The 16,227-nt window shown below is 63.2% G+C and carries 17 protein-coding genes and 1 pseudogene; 8 read left to right on the forward strand and 10 right to left on the reverse strand.

Annotated elements, in window-relative coordinates; translation table 11 throughout:
• Positions 1 to 12: 12 nt before the first annotated feature.
• From G6N25_RS03940 to G6N25_RS03955, 4 genes are all read right to left on the reverse strand, one after another.
• Entirely contained in the window at positions 13 to 1,005 is a 993-nt protein-coding gene (locus G6N25_RS03940) for an Acg family FMN-binding oxidoreductase (protein WP_083073809.1), read from the reverse strand.
• A 117-nt stretch (positions 1,006 to 1,122) separates the two neighbouring features.
• Positions 1,123 to 2,298, reverse strand: coding sequence for a cation:proton antiporter (locus G6N25_RS03945; protein ID WP_083073808.1), 1,176 nt, complete (start codon positions 2,296 to 2,298; stop codon positions 1,123 to 1,125).
• A 297-nt stretch (positions 2,299 to 2,595) separates the two neighbouring features.
• Complete coding sequence (locus G6N25_RS03950; RefSeq protein ID WP_276005534.1) at positions 2,596 to 2,931, reverse strand: type II toxin-antitoxin system PemK/MazF family toxin; 336 nt, start codon at positions 2,929 to 2,931, stop codon at positions 2,596 to 2,598.
• Positions 2,928 to 3,185 carry an AbrB/MazE/SpoVT family DNA-binding domain-containing protein gene (locus tag G6N25_RS03955; RefSeq protein WP_083073806.1) on the reverse strand — a complete coding sequence of 86 codons (258 nt, stop codon included), beginning with the start codon at positions 3,183 to 3,185 and terminating at the stop codon, positions 2,928 to 2,930. Before G6N25_RS03955 ends, G6N25_RS03950 begins: the two co-directional genes overlap by 4 nt.
• Positions 3,186 to 3,359: 174 nt before the next feature.
• Between G6N25_RS03955 and G6N25_RS03960 the strand changes: the two genes are divergently transcribed.
• The 4 genes from G6N25_RS03960 to G6N25_RS03975 all read left to right on the forward strand — a co-directional run bounded on the left by G6N25_RS03960 (position 3,360) and on the right by G6N25_RS03975 (position 6,711).
• Positions 3,360 to 3,611: a helix-turn-helix domain-containing protein gene (locus G6N25_RS03960; RefSeq protein ID WP_083073805.1), complete on the forward strand. Its 252-nt coding sequence runs from the start codon at positions 3,360 to 3,362 to the stop codon at positions 3,609 to 3,611.
• The gene (locus G6N25_RS03965; RefSeq protein ID WP_083073804.1) at positions 3,608 to 4,978 is read left to right on the forward strand and encodes a HipA domain-containing protein; all 1,371 of its coding nucleotides are present in this window, start codon (positions 3,608 to 3,610) and stop codon (positions 4,976 to 4,978) included. The genes G6N25_RS03960 and G6N25_RS03965 overlap by 4 nt, the downstream gene beginning before the upstream one ends.
• A gap of 81 nt (positions 4,979 to 5,059) precedes the next feature.
• Positions 5,060 to 5,377 (forward strand): hypothetical protein, encoded by a 318-nt coding sequence (locus tag G6N25_RS03970; RefSeq protein WP_083073803.1) that lies wholly within the window; start codon positions 5,060 to 5,062, stop codon positions 5,375 to 5,377.
• Positions 5,374 to 6,711, forward strand: a complete 1,338-nt coding sequence (locus tag G6N25_RS03975; RefSeq protein WP_083073802.1) for a helicase-associated domain-containing protein — start codon at positions 5,374 to 5,376, stop codon at positions 6,709 to 6,711. Before G6N25_RS03970 ends, G6N25_RS03975 begins: the two co-directional genes overlap by 4 nt.
• 910 nt (positions 6,712 to 7,621) lie before the next feature.
• Here the strand turns inward: G6N25_RS03975 and G6N25_RS03980 are convergent.
• Positions 7,622 to 9,258 (reverse strand): annotated as a pseudogene (locus G6N25_RS03980) (IS1634 family transposase).
• Between the two features lie 224 nt (positions 9,259 to 9,482).
• Here G6N25_RS03980 and G6N25_RS03985 point away from each other — a divergent pair.
• Complete coding sequence (locus tag G6N25_RS03985) at positions 9,483 to 10,568, forward strand: IS630 family transposase (protein ID WP_083077664.1); 1,086 nt, start codon at positions 9,483 to 9,485, stop codon at positions 10,566 to 10,568.
• A gap of 66 nt (positions 10,569 to 10,634) precedes the next feature.
• Here the strand turns inward: G6N25_RS03985 and G6N25_RS03990 are convergent, their stop codons facing one another.
• The 4 genes from G6N25_RS03990 to G6N25_RS04005 form a co-directional block, all read right to left on the reverse strand.
• Entirely contained in the window at positions 10,635 to 11,735 is a 1,101-nt protein-coding gene (locus tag G6N25_RS03990) for a Shedu immune nuclease family protein (protein ID WP_142272529.1), read from the reverse strand.
• A gap of 10 nt (positions 11,736 to 11,745) precedes the next feature.
• Positions 11,746 to 12,306: a hypothetical protein gene (locus G6N25_RS23600; RefSeq protein WP_179961645.1), complete on the reverse strand. Its 561-nt coding sequence runs from the start codon at positions 12,304 to 12,306 to the stop codon at positions 11,746 to 11,748.
• A 229-nt stretch (positions 12,307 to 12,535) separates the two neighbouring features.
• Positions 12,536 to 13,255: an ImmA/IrrE family metallo-endopeptidase gene (locus G6N25_RS04000; protein ID WP_158084856.1), complete on the reverse strand. Its 720-nt coding sequence runs from the start codon at positions 13,253 to 13,255 to the stop codon at positions 12,536 to 12,538.
• Between the two features lie 2 nt (positions 13,256 to 13,257).
• Positions 13,258 to 13,635, reverse strand: coding sequence for a helix-turn-helix domain-containing protein (locus G6N25_RS04005; protein WP_083073113.1), 378 nt, complete (start codon positions 13,633 to 13,635; stop codon positions 13,258 to 13,260).
• A 242-nt stretch (positions 13,636 to 13,877) separates the two neighbouring features.
• Here G6N25_RS04005 and G6N25_RS04010 point away from each other — a divergent pair, with 242 nt between their 5' ends.
• From G6N25_RS04010 to G6N25_RS04020, 3 genes are read left to right on the forward strand one after another with little or no spacing between them, the layout of a single operon-like run.
• Positions 13,878 to 14,345: a TIR domain-containing protein gene (locus G6N25_RS04010; RefSeq protein ID WP_083073114.1), complete on the forward strand. Its 468-nt coding sequence runs from the start codon at positions 13,878 to 13,880 to the stop codon at positions 14,343 to 14,345.
• Positions 14,342 to 14,920, forward strand: a complete 579-nt coding sequence (locus G6N25_RS04015; RefSeq protein WP_083073115.1) for a TIR domain-containing protein — start codon at positions 14,342 to 14,344, stop codon at positions 14,918 to 14,920. Before G6N25_RS04010 ends, G6N25_RS04015 begins: the two co-directional genes overlap by 4 nt.
• A complete protein-coding gene (locus G6N25_RS04020; RefSeq protein ID WP_142272531.1) occupies positions 14,917 to 15,546 on the forward strand; it encodes a hypothetical protein in 630 nt (209 codons plus the stop codon). Before G6N25_RS04015 ends, G6N25_RS04020 begins: the two co-directional genes overlap by 4 nt.
• Here the strand turns inward: G6N25_RS04020 and G6N25_RS24390 are convergent.
• Complete coding sequence (locus tag G6N25_RS24390; RefSeq protein WP_372506901.1) at positions 15,537 to 15,980, reverse strand: HIT family protein; 444 nt, start codon at positions 15,978 to 15,980, stop codon at positions 15,537 to 15,539. The two genes, G6N25_RS04020 and G6N25_RS24390, sit on opposite strands and share 10 nt — an antisense overlap.
• Between the last annotated feature and the right edge of the window lie 247 nt (positions 15,981 to 16,227).

The raw sequence follows: 16,227 nt of genomic DNA on the forward strand, positions 1-16,227 counted from the left end.
GTTCGGGTCGCCCTATCGGTGAATGTTTTGCTCGTTCGCCCATTCGACGACGTCGGAGAGTTCGCGACGGGGTGTCGCCGGCAGCGGGTCCGCATTGATCGGCGCCCAGCCCACCCGAAGCAGCATCTGCGGGTAGTCGCCGCCGCCGAAGATGTCGGAGCGGACCGACTCGCGTGTTTCGGCGATCTCCAGCGGCTCGGTGACCGGGCAACTGGCCAACCCCATCGACGTCGCGCTGAGGAGCACGATGCTGGTGGCCTCGCCGGCGCGCAGCCGTGCCAGCCGGTCATCGGCCCGGGTTCCCAGGGCGAGGACGACGGCATTCTCGTCGGCGGATGACGAGGCCGGTGCCATGGGCAGCACGGGACCGGCGAAGAACCGGCCCGGTATCTTCGCCTCCGGGTCCGAAACCGGGGTATTGCGCGCCGGAACGCCCGCCACCGATGCGTAGCGCCCGCTCCACGCCGTGAGCTCCGCGAGATAATCGCGGTTTAGATGATCCCAGACGGATTGGGCGACAATCTTATGCAGCTGGTCGACGTCTTGAACCTGGCACAGCGTCACGCCGTTTCGGGCCGCCCGCGCGGCCATCAGCGCGATGTCGCCCACCGGTACCGGCCAGGAACTGTAGTAGCGCCGGTCGGTGCGGCGCCGCGGTATCGCCGCCGCGAGCGCTATGTCGACGGAATCGGCCGGATACGAGGACAATTCGATCGCCGCAAGGTGGTCGGGGTCGGCCGGGTTCGGCAGCCGGGTCACCTTGGATCGCCACCCGACGGCCGCCAAGGCAACGACACAGTGATGCAGCGCCGCACCGCAACTCAGGATCAGGTCCCGGCCGTCCGGGTCGGTGTTGGGCAGTTGCCGGGCCTCGTCAGCGTAGAGGTGCAGGCTCGCCGCGTCCACCCGCCACCGCCACGGCTGCGTGTTGTGCACCGAGGGCGCCCGAGACGCCAGGCTCAGGACCGTCCGGAGTGTGCCGGCATCCGGAAAGCGCACGTTCATGGCTCGCGTTCCCTTCGGTAATGCGTGGTCGCATCCACGATCGCGCAATCGCGCCGGGCCGCACGAGGGCACGACGGCTCTAGCAAAAGGGACTTTGTGCCAATTCCTCGGGTGCGCTCACGTGGACTTGTCGGCGGCGGGCTGTCCCGCCTCTCGGGCGGCCTGGCCGCGCGCCGCCACCGCGCCCGCGATCGACGTGCAGGCGATCGTCAGCAGGGCGCCGAACATCAACGCGGACGCTTCGCCCGCGACGAGGAGGTGCCCTTCGGTGCCGATAGTGGCCGCGGCCACCGGCACCCCGAGCTGCGCGGCCGACAGCACCGCGAGCGTCAGCGGCTGGCCCAGCAGCCGTCCCACGCAATGCGCCAGCACGGCACCCAGCCCCAGGCCCACCCCCAGCAGAATGAGCTTCGGGTGCGAACCCAATTCGCGCACCTGCAGCGAGGCGCCCAGCCAGACGAAAAACAGCGGGCTGAAGAACCCCTCGGTGATGCCGAACAGCTGGCGCGCCAGCCGCCGCGGTTCGCCGACCAAAGCGATCACCAGACCCAGCGCGAAGCCGGCCAGCATGATCGACACGTGGGTGCTGGCGGCCAGCGCCGCCAGCGCGAACAGCACGACCAGGTTCGTGCGCAGTTCCAGCGCGAATCGTCGCCGCTGGGAATAGGTGTGCACGCGCCGACGCCATCCCCGGCGGTCCACCGCGCGCAGAAGCACGAACAGCAGCCCCGCGCCGCCCGCGATTGCCAGCGCGCCGAGCGCCGCGGTCGGCGCCCGTTGGATGTCGATCACCAAGGGCAGCAACACGATACACGCGGCGTCCGCGATGGCGATCTGCGTGGTCGCGGAAAGCACATGCGGTCCGCGCAGCCGCAGCGAATCGATCAGCGGCAGCGCCACGGCCGCCGACGAGGAGGCCATCAGGACGGCGTAGAGCGCCGCGTGGCCGGTCCCGAACTCCGCCGCCAGGCCGGCGCCGAGAACCGCCGCGACGCCGCCGGCCAGGACCGCCCGCGCCAGTGCCAGGGGCACCGCCGAGCGCAGCCCGCCGCCGCGGATCGGAACGTGGGTGCCCACGACAAACATGACCAATGCGAAGCCGATGTTCGCGAATAGCTGAAACGTTGGGTCGGCGACGTCGACGACGCCGAAGCCGGTCTTGCCGATGACGAGCCCGGCGGTCAGCTCACCGATGACGACCGGTAGCCGCAGGCGCGGCAGTGAGGCCAGCAGCGGCCCGGTGAAGCCCACCGCGGTCAGCAGCGCCAGGGTGTGGAAGCCGAAGCCCTGCACGTCAGCGGCCCTTCCGCGGCGGCGGGCCCACTAGCCTTCCGGCCACTCGATCGCGATGTCCGCAGTCAGCACGGTGTCATTGTGCATTGGAGTTCGCGAAAGGCAAGGGAAGCGGCCCTCATCGACGAAGCCGTCGCGGCGTTTCTGGCTCGTCACCGCTCGGCCCAAGTGGATCAGAGGACAGGCCGCCCCTCGGAAGAGAAATCTCCGAGGGCCATTCCGCTGGCAGCGGGGACAGGATTCGAACTGCGACCTCTGGGTTATGGGCTACGGGCCAGGGAATTTTGTTGTTCGCGCTCACTCAAAGACAGTGGCAAGCTTGGCCAGTACTTCGCCCAAGACCGCGGGCGGCACACGTTCGACTCTGCGGCCGTCACGCGAGCCAATATCGATTGCGCGTGGCTGATCGCAGCGAACCACGCCGGTCGTGCGGGTGCCCGCATCTGCCAGCGATACCGCGAAGCCCGCTGTACGGGCAAAGTTTCCGCCGCGCGTTATCGGTAGCACCACCGGCGTTTTCGTCAGACGATTAAATGCGGCTGGCGACACGATCAACACCGGGCGCGTGCCACGCTGCTCATGGCCCGATGTTGGATCAAGCGAAACAATGTAGATTTCGCCGCGCTCAATCAGAGCAACTCACCGCCGACCGGTTTGCCATCGAGCCATTCCCGATCTTCAACCGTGGGGTCGGCTGAGGCGTCACACTGAGCCAGCAGTTCATCCAGCGTGTAGCGAGGGCGCACCTGCGGTTCGACAACCAGCTGGCCCTCGTCGACCGACAGGGCGACCGCTGCCCCAGCGTGAAGGCGAAGTACGTCGAGGAACGCGGGAGGTATCGCCAGCATCACCGAACCGCCGACTTTGCGAAGCTTCGTTGTGTACACGTCACATCACCTCCACCGAGTTATATCTGAGTATAACTTCCTCGGTGCGCGCGGGGAAAAGCCATCTGTCCGCCATCGGCCGACCTAAATGTTGGGAAAGACGAACATTAGCCCGGGTATGGCGCAATATAATGATTTCTTGACATCAACGGGGACACTGCCTAATGTGAGGAAATGCCAACATCCGGCGGTCGCGAGATGACGGCGCGCTCAGCGTCCGCGCTGGGGCGTGCGCTGCGCGCTGAGCGCCAGGCTCAGGGACTGACCCAGAGCGAACTTGCCGAGCGATCCCGAACCAACCGATTCTCCATCGCCCAACTCGAAACCGGCGAAGCTACCAAGGCCATCGAGAAGCTGTTCGACACGCTCGCCGCGCTCGACCTCGAACTGGTGGTTCGCCCTCGCCAAGGCTGGAAAGCCCGATGAGCCTGGACATTTGGCTGCACGGAGTGCTCACAGCCCGAGTCACCCCGAAATCACGAGGACGCAACGTCGTGATCGAGTACACCGACGAGGGGCGCCTCGGCTACAGCGGTGGCGCACCAATCCTGTCCTGCTCCCTCCCCTCGATCCCGGGAGCGAACGCACCCTCAGTTTCACGGTCCTTCCTCGAAGGACTGCTTCCGGAAGGTCGCGCGTTGCAGACCGCTGCCGCGCGGCTGCGGGGTGTAGAACTCGATCTGTCGGGAGCTCCGGCAACCCCCTCCGATGTCCTGGCACTCCTTGCCGAATATGGGCGGGAATGCGCCGGGGCGGTTGTCGTCGTGCCTGCCGGAGAAGGGTTGCCGACCGAGGGGCATCCGTCGTCTCCGCTGAGCGAGCAGGAACTTGCCGACCTCATCCGCAACCTGCCGACCAGACCTCTGGGTGCCGACCCCGCCAGGGGAATCCGGATGTCACTGGCGGGCGCTCAGGACAAACTGCTGCTGACCCGCGTGAACGGGCGGTGGTGCATGCCGGTCGATGGGTATCCCTCGACACACATCATCAAGCCCACCACCGTGTGGCCCCACAGCGCCGAGAACGAGGCACTGGTGCTCGCCCTGTCCCGGGAATGCGGCCTGTCGGATAACGCGGTGTGGATCGAGCGGATCGGCGATGCGACCGCGCTCGTCGCCGAGCGCTATGACCGCAACGTTCGCAGCGACGGAACAGTACAGCGCCTGCACCAGGAGGACATGTGCCAGGCCGTCGGGCTCCGCCCGAAAGACAAGTACCTGATCGGTCGGCCCTCCGAACGCATGACCCGCGTGCTGCGCGAATTCGCCGACTCCCCGCAGCGGGAAATAACGACCATCTACCAGCAGGTCGCGTTTCGCGCGGTCGTCGGCGACGAGGACGGCCACGGCAAGAACTACTCACTGATGCTGCACGACGGGGTGGTTAGGGTAGCGCCCCTTTACGATTCGCTATGCACGCTGGAATACCCCGAGCTGTCGGGGATCATGGGCACCAGGATCGGTGCGCAGCAGTCGCTTGCCAAGGTGGATCGACAGGCGCTTCTCGACGAGGCGAAGGCCATGGGCCTCCCCGCTCGCGAAGCCGAGCGGGCGCTCGACGAACTTTCAATGCGCGTCCGCTCAGGTATCGAGAGCCTGCCCGCCGAGATCACCGAAGGCTGGCCGTCCGAACACTTGATTGAGACGGTGATGGCGCGATTGCACAGGCTCGAAACCGGACAGCCGCTCGGCGGCGTCAAAGAATCATCACGACCGAGCCGAACGCTGGATACGATCACCGCCAATAAACGCGGTGCCGCCCCCGCCCGCGGCGGGACGACGTCTATGCCGTGAGTCGACCAGAATGCCGGGCGAAATCAATTGCCTGAATTACCTTTGTGTCATCGTGGTCCTTCTGGATGAGAGGCTGAGCAGATGGGTGGATCGCGTAACGCGACGCTGGATGCCTTGATCGCGCAGGCGACCATCGACTGCTACAACGACAGCGAGTGCGTGACCGGCTTGTACACCGCACTCGACGAGCATCTCGCCGTGCCGTTTCAGACCGTGGTCCTCGGCGTGGACGTGACCGTGGCGGGTGTCGACCTGACCGACAACGAGCAGATCGTGGCCGTTTGCAGGCGCGGCCCGTCGACACAGCGCATCCCAATCCTGAACCTTCCCTTGCCTACACCGCACCCCGAGGGCGCGGAATGGATTGAGGCGTACCGCCGCTGGGTGAAAAGAGCGTGAACACCGTGGGCCCCCTGCACGATGTCGACGAACACCGGGTGCGGTTGACATCGCCCGAAGCCCTTGCCAACCTGCGCACTGTGCTCGAGCTGTGCGCGGCCGGCGAAATAAAGTGCAGCGGAAAGACCGGCCGGCCCTCGGCAGCGACCATCCGCATCGTCGAGACGCACCTTGCGGACGGCGACTTCTACGCAGGCGAACCCATCGCCGGCTTCGCCTGGCCGCTTCTGATCCAGGCCGGCGGACTAGCCAGACTTGACGGCACCCGGCTCCAACCGACACCGAAAGGCCTTGCGGCGCTGAGCAAACCAGCGGCCAACGTCATCCGCCACCTGTGGCAGCGTTGGCTCACCCACGCGGTGATCGACGAGTTCAGCCGGATCGACAACATCAAGGGTCAGCGCTCCCGCAATGTGCTCACCGCGGCCAAGACCCGCCGTCAGTTGGTCGACGAGGCGCTGACCGGATGCCCGCTGGGCGAGTGGATCGGCGTGGACAATCTGTTCAGCACCATGCGCCGCGGCAACATGAGCCCCACCATCGCCCGCAACGAGATGGCGCTATGGAAGCTCTACCTCATCGATCCGCAGTACGGCAGCCTCGGCTACGACGGCTACCACAATTGGAAAATCCTCGAAGGTCGCTACACCATGGCCGTCCTGTTCGAGTACGCGGGAACCCTGGGCCTGGTCGACCTCGACTACATCCATCCCGCCGGCGCACGCGAGGACTTCAGGGAAAACTGGGGCAGCGACGACTTAGATGCCCTCAGCCGCTATGACGGCCTGCAGTCGATCAGGCTCAATGCGCTCGGCGCTTACGCGCTCGGTTTGACCGATACTTACCAGCCGGTCGACTCCGATGCCACCGACGCTGCACCGCTGAAGGTGCTGCCCAACCTCGACATTGTCGCCACCGGGGACATCCCAGCCGCAGACCGGCTCTTCCTCACCGCCTATGCCAAACAGACCGCCGATCGAGTCTGGACGGTCTCGACCACAAGCCTGCTCTCGGCGATCAATTCCGGCCGCCAACTTTCCGAACTCACCACGTTCCTGGGTGAGCGCACCGGGCACGAACTGGTCAGCGCGCTGAACACCATGATGGCGGACGTCCACCGCCGAGCCGGGCAGCTCGCCGACCTTGGACACGCCCGCGTGATCGAATGTGCGGACCCTGCCACCGCCGCACTCATCGCCCGAGACCGTAATCTCCGCCCGTTATGCCGCCTAATTGGCAACAAACATCTCGCCGTCCCGCTCGATCAAGAGCTGAAGTTCCGCAACGCCCTGCTCAAACTCGGCTACGTGGTGGCCGGACAACCCACGACCTGACACCGGCGCCCCGGCCAGCTCCCCCTCACGCGGACAGATCCGCGATGTGCCCGCCGAAGGTTCTTTGCGGCGCATTTCCGAGTCCCAACCCGTCCTAATCGAGTGTGCGGCGCGATTGTCGTGCATGTCGATAGGGTTTACCGCGTGGCTTGATCGTCGTCAGGCAGGGAAACCAGTTGATCCCGGGGTGTGTGCTGCTGCCGACGCCCTTGCCGAAGTGCGCGCCGTTGGCGTGGCGTGACCCCGGTCGTCGTCGACGCCCCCGCTGGGGTCGAACTGGCCGCCGAGGCGTGAAGATGGCCCCCAGGCTTATGCCTGAGAGCCATTTCCGCTGGTAGCGGGGACAGGATTCGAACCTGCGACCTCTGGGTTATGAGCTACGGGCCAGGGGTTTTCAGGTGTTCGTGTTGTCTCGTTTGTGCAGGTCAGTGGGGGTTGAATGTTCGGGAAGTTGCGTCGTGTTGCGCTGATTCGGGGTAGTTTCGCAGAGTTTTGTTCCCAAATTTGTTCCCAAATCTGGCAGTCAGAGGGCCGACTCAAAACCCCTCCCTACACAGGAGACACGCTCTAGATCCTTCTTCCTGTTGCCGGAAACAGTAAAGACGCTGTCCGGCGACGGGTTACCGAATATTGGTGGATAAGATTGATTATCAATTGTTTTATCGGCAGTGGGCAGGTGTCACGTCGAAGCCGTGGGTGGCTCCCATGCTGGCGCGCTGACCTAGATGGGCTGTCGGCGTCGGGACACGAGAACCACCTGTCGATCGTTTGACGCACAGCGGCACAGGAATTACTGATCGCAAGTCGCGGAGCGAGCCGGTGGGCTTCGTCGAGCGTACGGACGAACTCCTGCGACAACAGGAAGCAACGCTTGCTCCGTGGCCGTCAGGCCTGAGTTTGGACATTTGGCTTAGTACCCGGGTTTGAAGCCGAGGTCGGTGAGGATCCTGCGCTCGGGGTCGGGGATGTCCGGTGGGAAAGTCTGGGTGGCGCCGTTGATGTTGATGGTGGCGCTGCGCAGCGGTCGCAGCGCCTTGACGGCTTTGGCGATGGATATGCCGGTGCGCGACTGGATGACGTGAGAGACGGCCAGGGCGGCGAACACGACGGTCAGGTGCGCTTCGATCGCGTCACGCACCCGGTTGAACATCGGCCGCGCCTGCAGGTCGCTCTTGGACATCCGAAACGACTTCTCCACGTGCCACAGGTCGTGGTATTTCGCGATGATTTCGCTGGCCGTCATCACGGTGACCGGCACATTGGTCACATACCCCTTCAAGCCCACCAGCGATTGGGCACGGGCCAAGCTGGCCTCGTCGATGGCCCGGTCATCGCCGCGGACCTTCACGAACCGGGCGGTCTTGGCCTGCTTGGAGCCGTCGACGATGGCTCGCGCGCGGGTTTCTTGGGCGGCCAGGGTTTTCTGGTCGCGGCGGGCCCGTTTGGCCGAGTACGCCCAGACCGCCCGCCAGGCGCCCGGGTGGGCTTCGGGGTCCCAGACCGGCTCAGCACGTTTGTTGCAGTCGTTGACGGTGCTGTTTCCGTGCCGGGGTGTGACGGTGTCGATGATCTGCCCGTCGGTGAAAACATCGCCGTTCCAATGGAAATGGGACTCCAGATCCCCAGGCGCCTTGGTCATTCGGGAGCCGACGATGAACGACAACTCCAACTCATCGAGGGCTTTGAGGTTGGCCGCTGAGAGCATCCCGGCATCAGCGGCCACCACCATCGGCGTCCCTTGCAGTTGGTGGCGTTCGACGAATCCGCGGATGATCGGCACGATGGTGGTCGTCTCGGCGGTGTTGCCCTCGAAACAGCCGATCTCCAAAGGCATCCCGGTGCGGTCCACCAGCAGTCCGACGACGATCTGAGGGTCGACCTTGCGGTCCTTGCTATAGCCAACCCGGCGCAGCGTGTCTTCTTTCTCGGCTTCCCAATGCAAGGTCGTGACGTCATAGAGCAGCAGTGACAGACCGCCGCAATCACGGGAATGCGCAAAGCATTTCGCGGCGAGCACATCCCGGCCGGGCCGGCATGGAGGCTGCGGACGTGGCGGTCGATCGTCTTGTACGACACCAGTGTTGCTCCGAGGTCGGCCAGCACTCGCAGCGCGTCGATCTTGCTGGTCGGCTCCACGATCCGGGCGATCACCAGGTCCCGCAACACTTCATCGCCGACCTCGCCGAAACCGAGCCAGTCATACACGTGGGCCAGCACGTCATAGAGCAGTCGTGAACTGGTGCCCAGCGTGCGCCCCGGTGCCACCACCGCTGCTGGGTTGCTGGGCCGGACCGGCGCAACGAGCAACGCGCGCTCCCGGAAGTCGGCCACCCGAGCCATCGACTGAGCGCGAGCACCGACCTCAAAGTCAAGAGCGGCCTGACCGTCAAGCACCACCTGGTGGGCCACATCGAGCAGAATGCCCAGCTCAGCATCGGTATGCGCCGAGCCCAGATCCGCCAGGATCACCACCTTGCCCTGGTCCTTGCGCGCTACCTGCACCGCCACCGCACCCGAGGCAGTGCGCACCTTCCGCACGTACGCCACCGCACGAACCTACCCGGTTAGTACCCCAAAACACCCACCCGCGCGACAGAAACAGCAGGTCAGAGAACTACGCCACGTCAGAATCGCCGAGGGTGTCCAAACTCAGGAGGAAGCAACGCTTGCTCCGTGGCCGTCAGGCAGCGCTCAATGTGCTGCCAGACCCGAATAGCAGTCCAAGCTAGTGTTGTGAGTCATTAATTATGATCTAGCTGTTAGACTGGGTTGTGCCTGCTCCCCGTGCTGCCGAGATCGTGTTGACCGCCGACGAGCGGACCGAGTTGGAGGGGTGGGCACGACGGCGCAGCAGTGCGGCGGGGTTGGCGATGCGGTCGCGAATTGTGTTGGCGGCCGCCGAGGGCGGGACGAATACCGAACTGGCCCAACGGTTGGGATTGTCGATCACGACGGTGCGCCGGTGGCGCAATCGGTTCGTCGTTGACCGTTGTGACGGCTTGCTAGACGAGCCGCGTCCTGGCCGGCCCCGGGTCATCGGCGATGAGCGGATCAAAGACTTGGTCACCGCGACGTTGGAGACCACTCCACCTGATGCCACGCACTGGTCGACCCGGTCGATGGCCGAGCATCTGGGCTTGAGCCAGTCGATGGTCTCGCGGGTCTGGCGGGCATTCGGATTGGCTCCGCACAAACAAGATTCGTGGAAATTGTCCAAGGATCCACTGTTCGTCGAGAAGGTCCGCGACGTGGTCGGGCTCTACCTGGACCCACCCGAACGCGCGGTCGTGCTCTGCGTCGACGAGAAGACCCAGATCCAGGCCCTCAACCGCACCCAACCGGTGTTTCCGATGCTGCCTGGCACTCCGGTGCGGGCCAGCCACGACTACATCCGACATGGCACCTCAAGTCTGTACGCCGCCCTGGACCTGGCCACAGGCAAAGTCATCGGATCCCTGCACGCTCGCCACCGCAGCCGGGAGTTCCTGGCGTTCCTCAAAAAGATCGACGCCGAAGTCCCCGCTGACCTGGACTGCCACGTCGTGCTCGACAACGCCTCCACACACAAGACACCGGCGGTGAAGCGGTGGCTGACCAACCATCCCCGGTTCGTGCTGCACTTCACCCCGACCAGCTCGTCATGGCTCAACCTTGTCGAACGCTGGTTTTCCGAGCTGACCACCAAAAAGCTGCGTCGCGCCACCCACACCTCGGTAAGACAACTCAACACCGACATCCGCGCCTGGATCCAAACCTGGAACGACAACCCCCGCCCCTACGTCTGGACCAAGACCGCCGACCAAATCCTGACCAGCATCGGCAACTACTGCACCAGAATTAATGACTCAGGACACTAGACTCGGCTGCCGGTGATGGCGCACGGGCCCACTGTCACCCGATGATTAATCAAAAAATGCGTGTGCTCATTCACCGCGTAGAACATCGAGAGTCTTCCTCAGCCTGATGAACAGCTCGTCATATGTGACGATCGAGACTCCGTTGAGTGAGGACCGATAGAGCTCGAAACTTCGCCGCTTCTCGGGGGAATCAAGCTCGATCGCATAGTTCCCGATGAGCACCACACACGAAGGGACGAATACCTCCAATGGCAGGCTGAGGTGGCTCTTTTCGGCGACCACGGTGTCGCGGTAGTTCAGTATCTGTGAGACTGACCCCACGAGTTCGCTTGTTGGCGCGTAGATGTCGTTCCTGTACGGGGTGGCCGCGAGCAGCTTGCTCGCGGGGCGCTTTATCTCCAACAGCGCGGCATCGCCGCCGATCGAATTCTCGAGTAGGAAGTCCACGATCTTTCCGCCAGTGTTGTCAACTGTTTTCCCGCCGAGGTACGCCTTGCCTTGGTGGATCGCTACTGGGCCTGGGAAGATGAGGCCGATGAGGTGGGGCCGTTCTTGTAGAAATGTCTGCCAGTGCTCTTCGGATTCACCTTTGTCGCTTTCATCCCAAGCGGTGAGCGCGTCGGAAAGTGCGTCGGCGCCGAAGTTTTGGTAGCCGCGCCAGACGAGTTCTTCAATATTCCTGGTGAACAAGAACATTGCCCATATCTTGCCGAGCCACCACACGATGCCCTCGCGGCGCTCAGCGTCCAGGGGAGGGTCTCCGTCCTCCAGCAGCAATGACCCGTAGCCGACGAACAGGCCGGCCCACTTCCTGGGGGATCCGTCTTCGATAGCGACTCTAGCTACGTAGTTCTCAAGGGAGGGGGGCTCACCTATGAATTCGGCAAATTGTTCGTCTGCTTCGATAAACCGTTGTGCCTCAACGAATTTAGTGCGCAGCGTGTCATACAGCTCAAGCTGTGTCGGTGGCGTTGCCGGCCCGTCGACGTCTGAGAACATAAGCTGGGTAAGTAACCAACTCACCCCCGCCCTGCTAAGTTTCACCGGGCCGCCGGGTGTCAGGGTGATGGGCGGAATGTAACCGACGTGGGCTTTAGCGCCCGCCTCAGCCTTCTCAGGCAGAATCTCTTCTCCCCCAACTGATGAGGGGTTTGCAACCTCGCTCACGACATACCTCTCAGGTGTGGATCTTCCAGCCGACTTCGACGACGCCAAACGGTTGGGCGTATGGGTTTTCGGTGTCCGGATCGATCATCTTGACATACAGATCGCCTTCGTCTTGCAAACCATAGCCGATGAACCCATGGGCGGACTGGCCGTTCGTGACGCTGCCGGTTCGCAGTGGCGGCATCTTGTTGATCGCCCGATAGTCGATGTGGTACGAGCCGCCCAACCAGTGATCGACGTTGGGATGGGTGAACGGCTGTTCACCGCCTCCATAGCCAGCGACCACGTAAATCTCGTCGTACTTGAATGGCATCGCGGATGTGCCCGTGATGGTCAATTCGATGAGGTTGCACGACCAGCCGCCAGCGCAGCCCGGCGGGAACCACGCAGCGCTGTTGAGCGTCACGTCTGCAGTCGCCCCGCCGGCGGCTTTTGCATGCATCAGAGTGCCGAGCTGGCCGACCGGGAACGGCGTCGGCTGGGGGTCGGCGGCGACGCGGGGTGCCGGTGACGAGCCGGCCCCGACCATGGCGGCCAGCGCCACCATCGAGGCGCTCAAACCAATCCTCATCGCCGAAGTAAAGCAGACCGGGCCGACGGCCTCCGACGCGCAAGCCCGGCTGCTACAAGCAACGGTCCTCGCGCGCAACTGGGAGCGATGATCCAGAATTCACCAGCACGTCCGCCGCGAACCTATTGGCACAGTTCAGCGTTGGCCGTAACAACCGAGATCCAGTCCCCTCTAGCAGATCGGTGATCGGCCCGCCCGCGATCACAGAGCCCGAAAGCCTGACCAACTATTAACGCCGCGTTAGCAAACCCTCCGAATCGAGTCGGATACGCACTGCCTGCTTCGATACCGAGAAAATTGGCGCGAGCACGTTGGCCAGTCTTTGGACATCGGACTCCGCGATTGGGGGGAGACCTAAACCTAGTTGGCGCATTTCACGAACAACGATTCGCTTAAAGGTTCGGCGCGGCATCAGTAGTGCCGCCATCGCTTTATTGGCTTGAACCTCACGCCAGTCCGGTCGCCGGCGCACCGACCGCCAGTCGGCTGCTTCGGGCGAGATGTCGCGATGCAAACATCGCATGAGCCCACCCTCGCTAGGCCTAGGGACACTGCTACCCCCGGCCAGTGGCGCCATGCTCGGGTCAAATAAGTAGCGGTGCAGAAAAATATGTGATGCCTCGTGCGCAAGAGTGGCCCGCCACCGACCAATTTCCGCCACGGTCGCGTGTTCGGCATCCCTGGCCTCGGTCAGAGCTCGATCGATTTGCACGATCGGGGCGCCACGAACAGGGAACTCAGTCAGCCCAAGCACTGCGTCCGGGAGGTCCGCGTAAAGGTCGAGTTCGGCACGAAGGTGGCCCTCAATCAATCGCTCGAGATCGGTGACTGGGCGGTCTAGTGTCGGCGAAAGCTTGGCTACGCGAAGCTGTTCCACAGCGATCTGCTCGATGTCCTCCGGTTCATACCAGATGCGCTGATCACCCTCAGGGCCGGAATACCACTGCACCGCTATCGCTCCGTGTCGCCGTCCCGCATTCGGTCGACTTGCTCGAGGAGGGTTTTGAGCTGTTCGTCCGTCAACCGGTCGCGGGCTACGCGCCGGAACAGCATTCCGGCACGAGGGGTTTCGCGGATGTATTGCTCAGCCTCTTTGGCGATACCAACACGTCCCGCCGCCGCTAACAATTCGTCGAGGTTGAGGTCGAGTCTGTCCGCGAGTCGTCGGAGTACGTCATCCGATGGCACTCGGCGGTTGTACTCGATGTCATTCATGTAGGACGGAGACAATTCCATTTCGCTTGCAAAGCCCCGCAGCGACTTCTCGGCGGCAACTCGTGCAGCTCGGATGCGTGTCCCGAGCGATTTGTCAGTGCCTTGCCTTGCCATGTTCGCAACTTAGCGTACGCCGCTGGGCTGCGGATACCCAGCAGGACCGAGACCCATGTTACTATTTTTGATGCGTCCGCGTACATGCGGACACGCGTACAAGCAAGAGTCGGAGGTAGGCCTGACGGCTATCGATGAAAGGCGACGCGGAATCGTCCGCATCCACGATCCCGGCCACCGCGCGCCGAGCGTGGAGATGACCCGCCCAGTCCGCTTCCGCTACATCCGAAAGGAAGGCAACAATGGCAAAGACGGTGTTTTACAGTTTTCATTACGAGCGCGATGTCCATCGCGTGCAGCTTGTCCGCAACATCGATGCCCTAGAGGGACAGCCGCTCTTGAATTCGCAGGCCTGGGAAACGGTACGCAGTCGAGGCCGCCATGCCATCGAGAGATGGATCGACGATCAGATGCGTTACAAGCGGGCCGTGGTAGTGCTGGTCGGGCAGGAGACGGCTGACCGGCCGTGGGTCCAGTACGAGATCCAAAAGGCTTGGCGCGACCGCAAACCACTGCTAGGCATTTGCGTTCATGGCTTGTCTTCGTTCGGCGACGTCGACCAACCCGGGCCCGACCCATTTAAGGCCGCCGGCCTCGGGTACGTAGGCATTCCCATCTTCGATCCAACCCGTACCGACTCCCAGGCCACTTACGCCGCTCTTCGCACCAACCTCGCCGCATGGTCCGACAGGGGGATTACTCGAACATGACCTACTACAGCGAGGAGTTCTTTCGCCGCAGGGCCGGCAGTTTGACGGCGAGTGCAGCAGCGAGTCAGCTACGCACGGCTTCGAAGTCGGCGACAGGCAGTTTCGACGTCTTCCTCAGCCATAGCATCCGAGACGCACGGGTGATACTCGGCGTCCGCGACTGGCTCGTCGCGCAAAATCTGCGCGTATACGTCGACTGGATCGACGATCCTGAATTGGACCGCAATGCGGTCTCCGAGGCCACCGCGGATCGCCTCCGCAAGCGAATGCAGTGTTCGCGCCGCCTGATCTATGCAACTTCGCGAGCCGCGCGGCAATCACGCTGGATGCCTTGGGAGCTCGGATATTTCGACGGCCTGCATGACGGCGAGCGAGTCGCGGTTATGCCGCTTGAGAGTCCTGATAGCAGCGCCTTCGTCGGCGAAGAATATCTCGGCTTATACAAGCTTATAGAGCAAGTCGAAGCAGACGGTCGATTACGGCCTTACGCAGTGCTCCCCAAAGGCACGCGAGCCGAGCCACTCCGCTCGTTCATCGAAGGCGCAAACGAGTTCGTGGGGTTGATGACCCGATGACCAACGTCGACCGCAGCGATCACCACAAACACATGGACTACGTTCAAGACGTCATTAGCCGGCTGGCGAACAACTCCTTCCTCACGAAGGGCTGGGCGATCACGTTGGCCTCAGCGCTTCTCGGCTTCGCAGCCACGCAGAAGCAGGCCGGGTTGGCTCTTGCCGCTTTTGTTCCGACGATTGCGCTCTGGTTTCTCGACACCTACTTCCTGCGCTTGGAACGCGCATTCCGCGACATGTATGACGATGTCGCAGCAAAGAGGGTGCGTGACTTCAAGATTCACCCAGGGCCCTACCTCAAAAAGCAGCCATGGACAGTTGCTCTGGCCGTAAGCCTTCGGATCTTTTACCCCACCATTCTTGCCTTGGCCACCGCCGTGGCGATAATCCTGGCCGTCGCAACGAATTCCCCTGCGGCCAAGGAGCACCCGCCATCACCCGGAGGGCCCGCTGCGACCTCTGGTGCGCCATCTGCACCCGGCTCCAGTTCTCCTCCACCGAGCCAACCGCCAACACCCCCTGGTACCTCCGAAACAACGAGGATTGGCCAACCCTCACCGACTCCGGCCGCCCCTAATTCGGCGCCCGAAACGAGCCGCGAGGTAGCCCCAGCACCTCAACGGTGATGCTCGATCGCAAGTCGGAGCCGATCCGTAATCGAATCCAGCTGCGCAGGTTGCCACTCCGCGTCTTCCGGCCAGAGTCGGGGCATGCGATCCCCATCACTTCGTGGAACTACGTGGACGTGCAAGTGAAAAACGGTTTGACCCGCCGCCGCCCCGTTGGACTGGATGATGTTTAAGCCCTCAGCATTCGTCGCTTCTGCCACGGCTGCCGCCACACGGCGAGTGATACTGGCGAGCTCGCATGCCAGCTCCTCGCCGACGGCCCAAATATTGGGCAGATGCGCCGTTGGTACGACTAGCGTGTGGCCGAGCACTGCGGGAACGTCGGGTTGGAAAACTAATACAGAGTCAGTCCGAAAGATCTCGCGCGCCCGCACGCTTCCGACTGCAATCGCGCAGAACGGGCAAGGATCGGGGCTGGAACAAGCGGCCACTAGCCGACACGCAGAATCGGCCGATATTCTCCCATCAGGCAACTCTACTGAATTCAGGGCGTCCAACGGGTAATCGCGCCAGCCGCAAGACCCGATGTATATCTACTTTCTTGAGCAGGTAACCACCAGTCTCGTAAATCGCCAAAGGTACAGCTGGTGGGTCACGGTGATGGCCTTCGTCGAACATCTTCGGGGACTAGGTCAGATGGGCCAGCGGTTGGATTCGGCCACTGATCGACTGACGAGC

Source organism: Mycobacterium heidelbergense (assembly GCF_010730745.1).
Classification (GTDB): Bacteria; Actinomycetota; Actinomycetes; order Mycobacteriales; family Mycobacteriaceae; genus Mycobacterium; species Mycobacterium heidelbergense.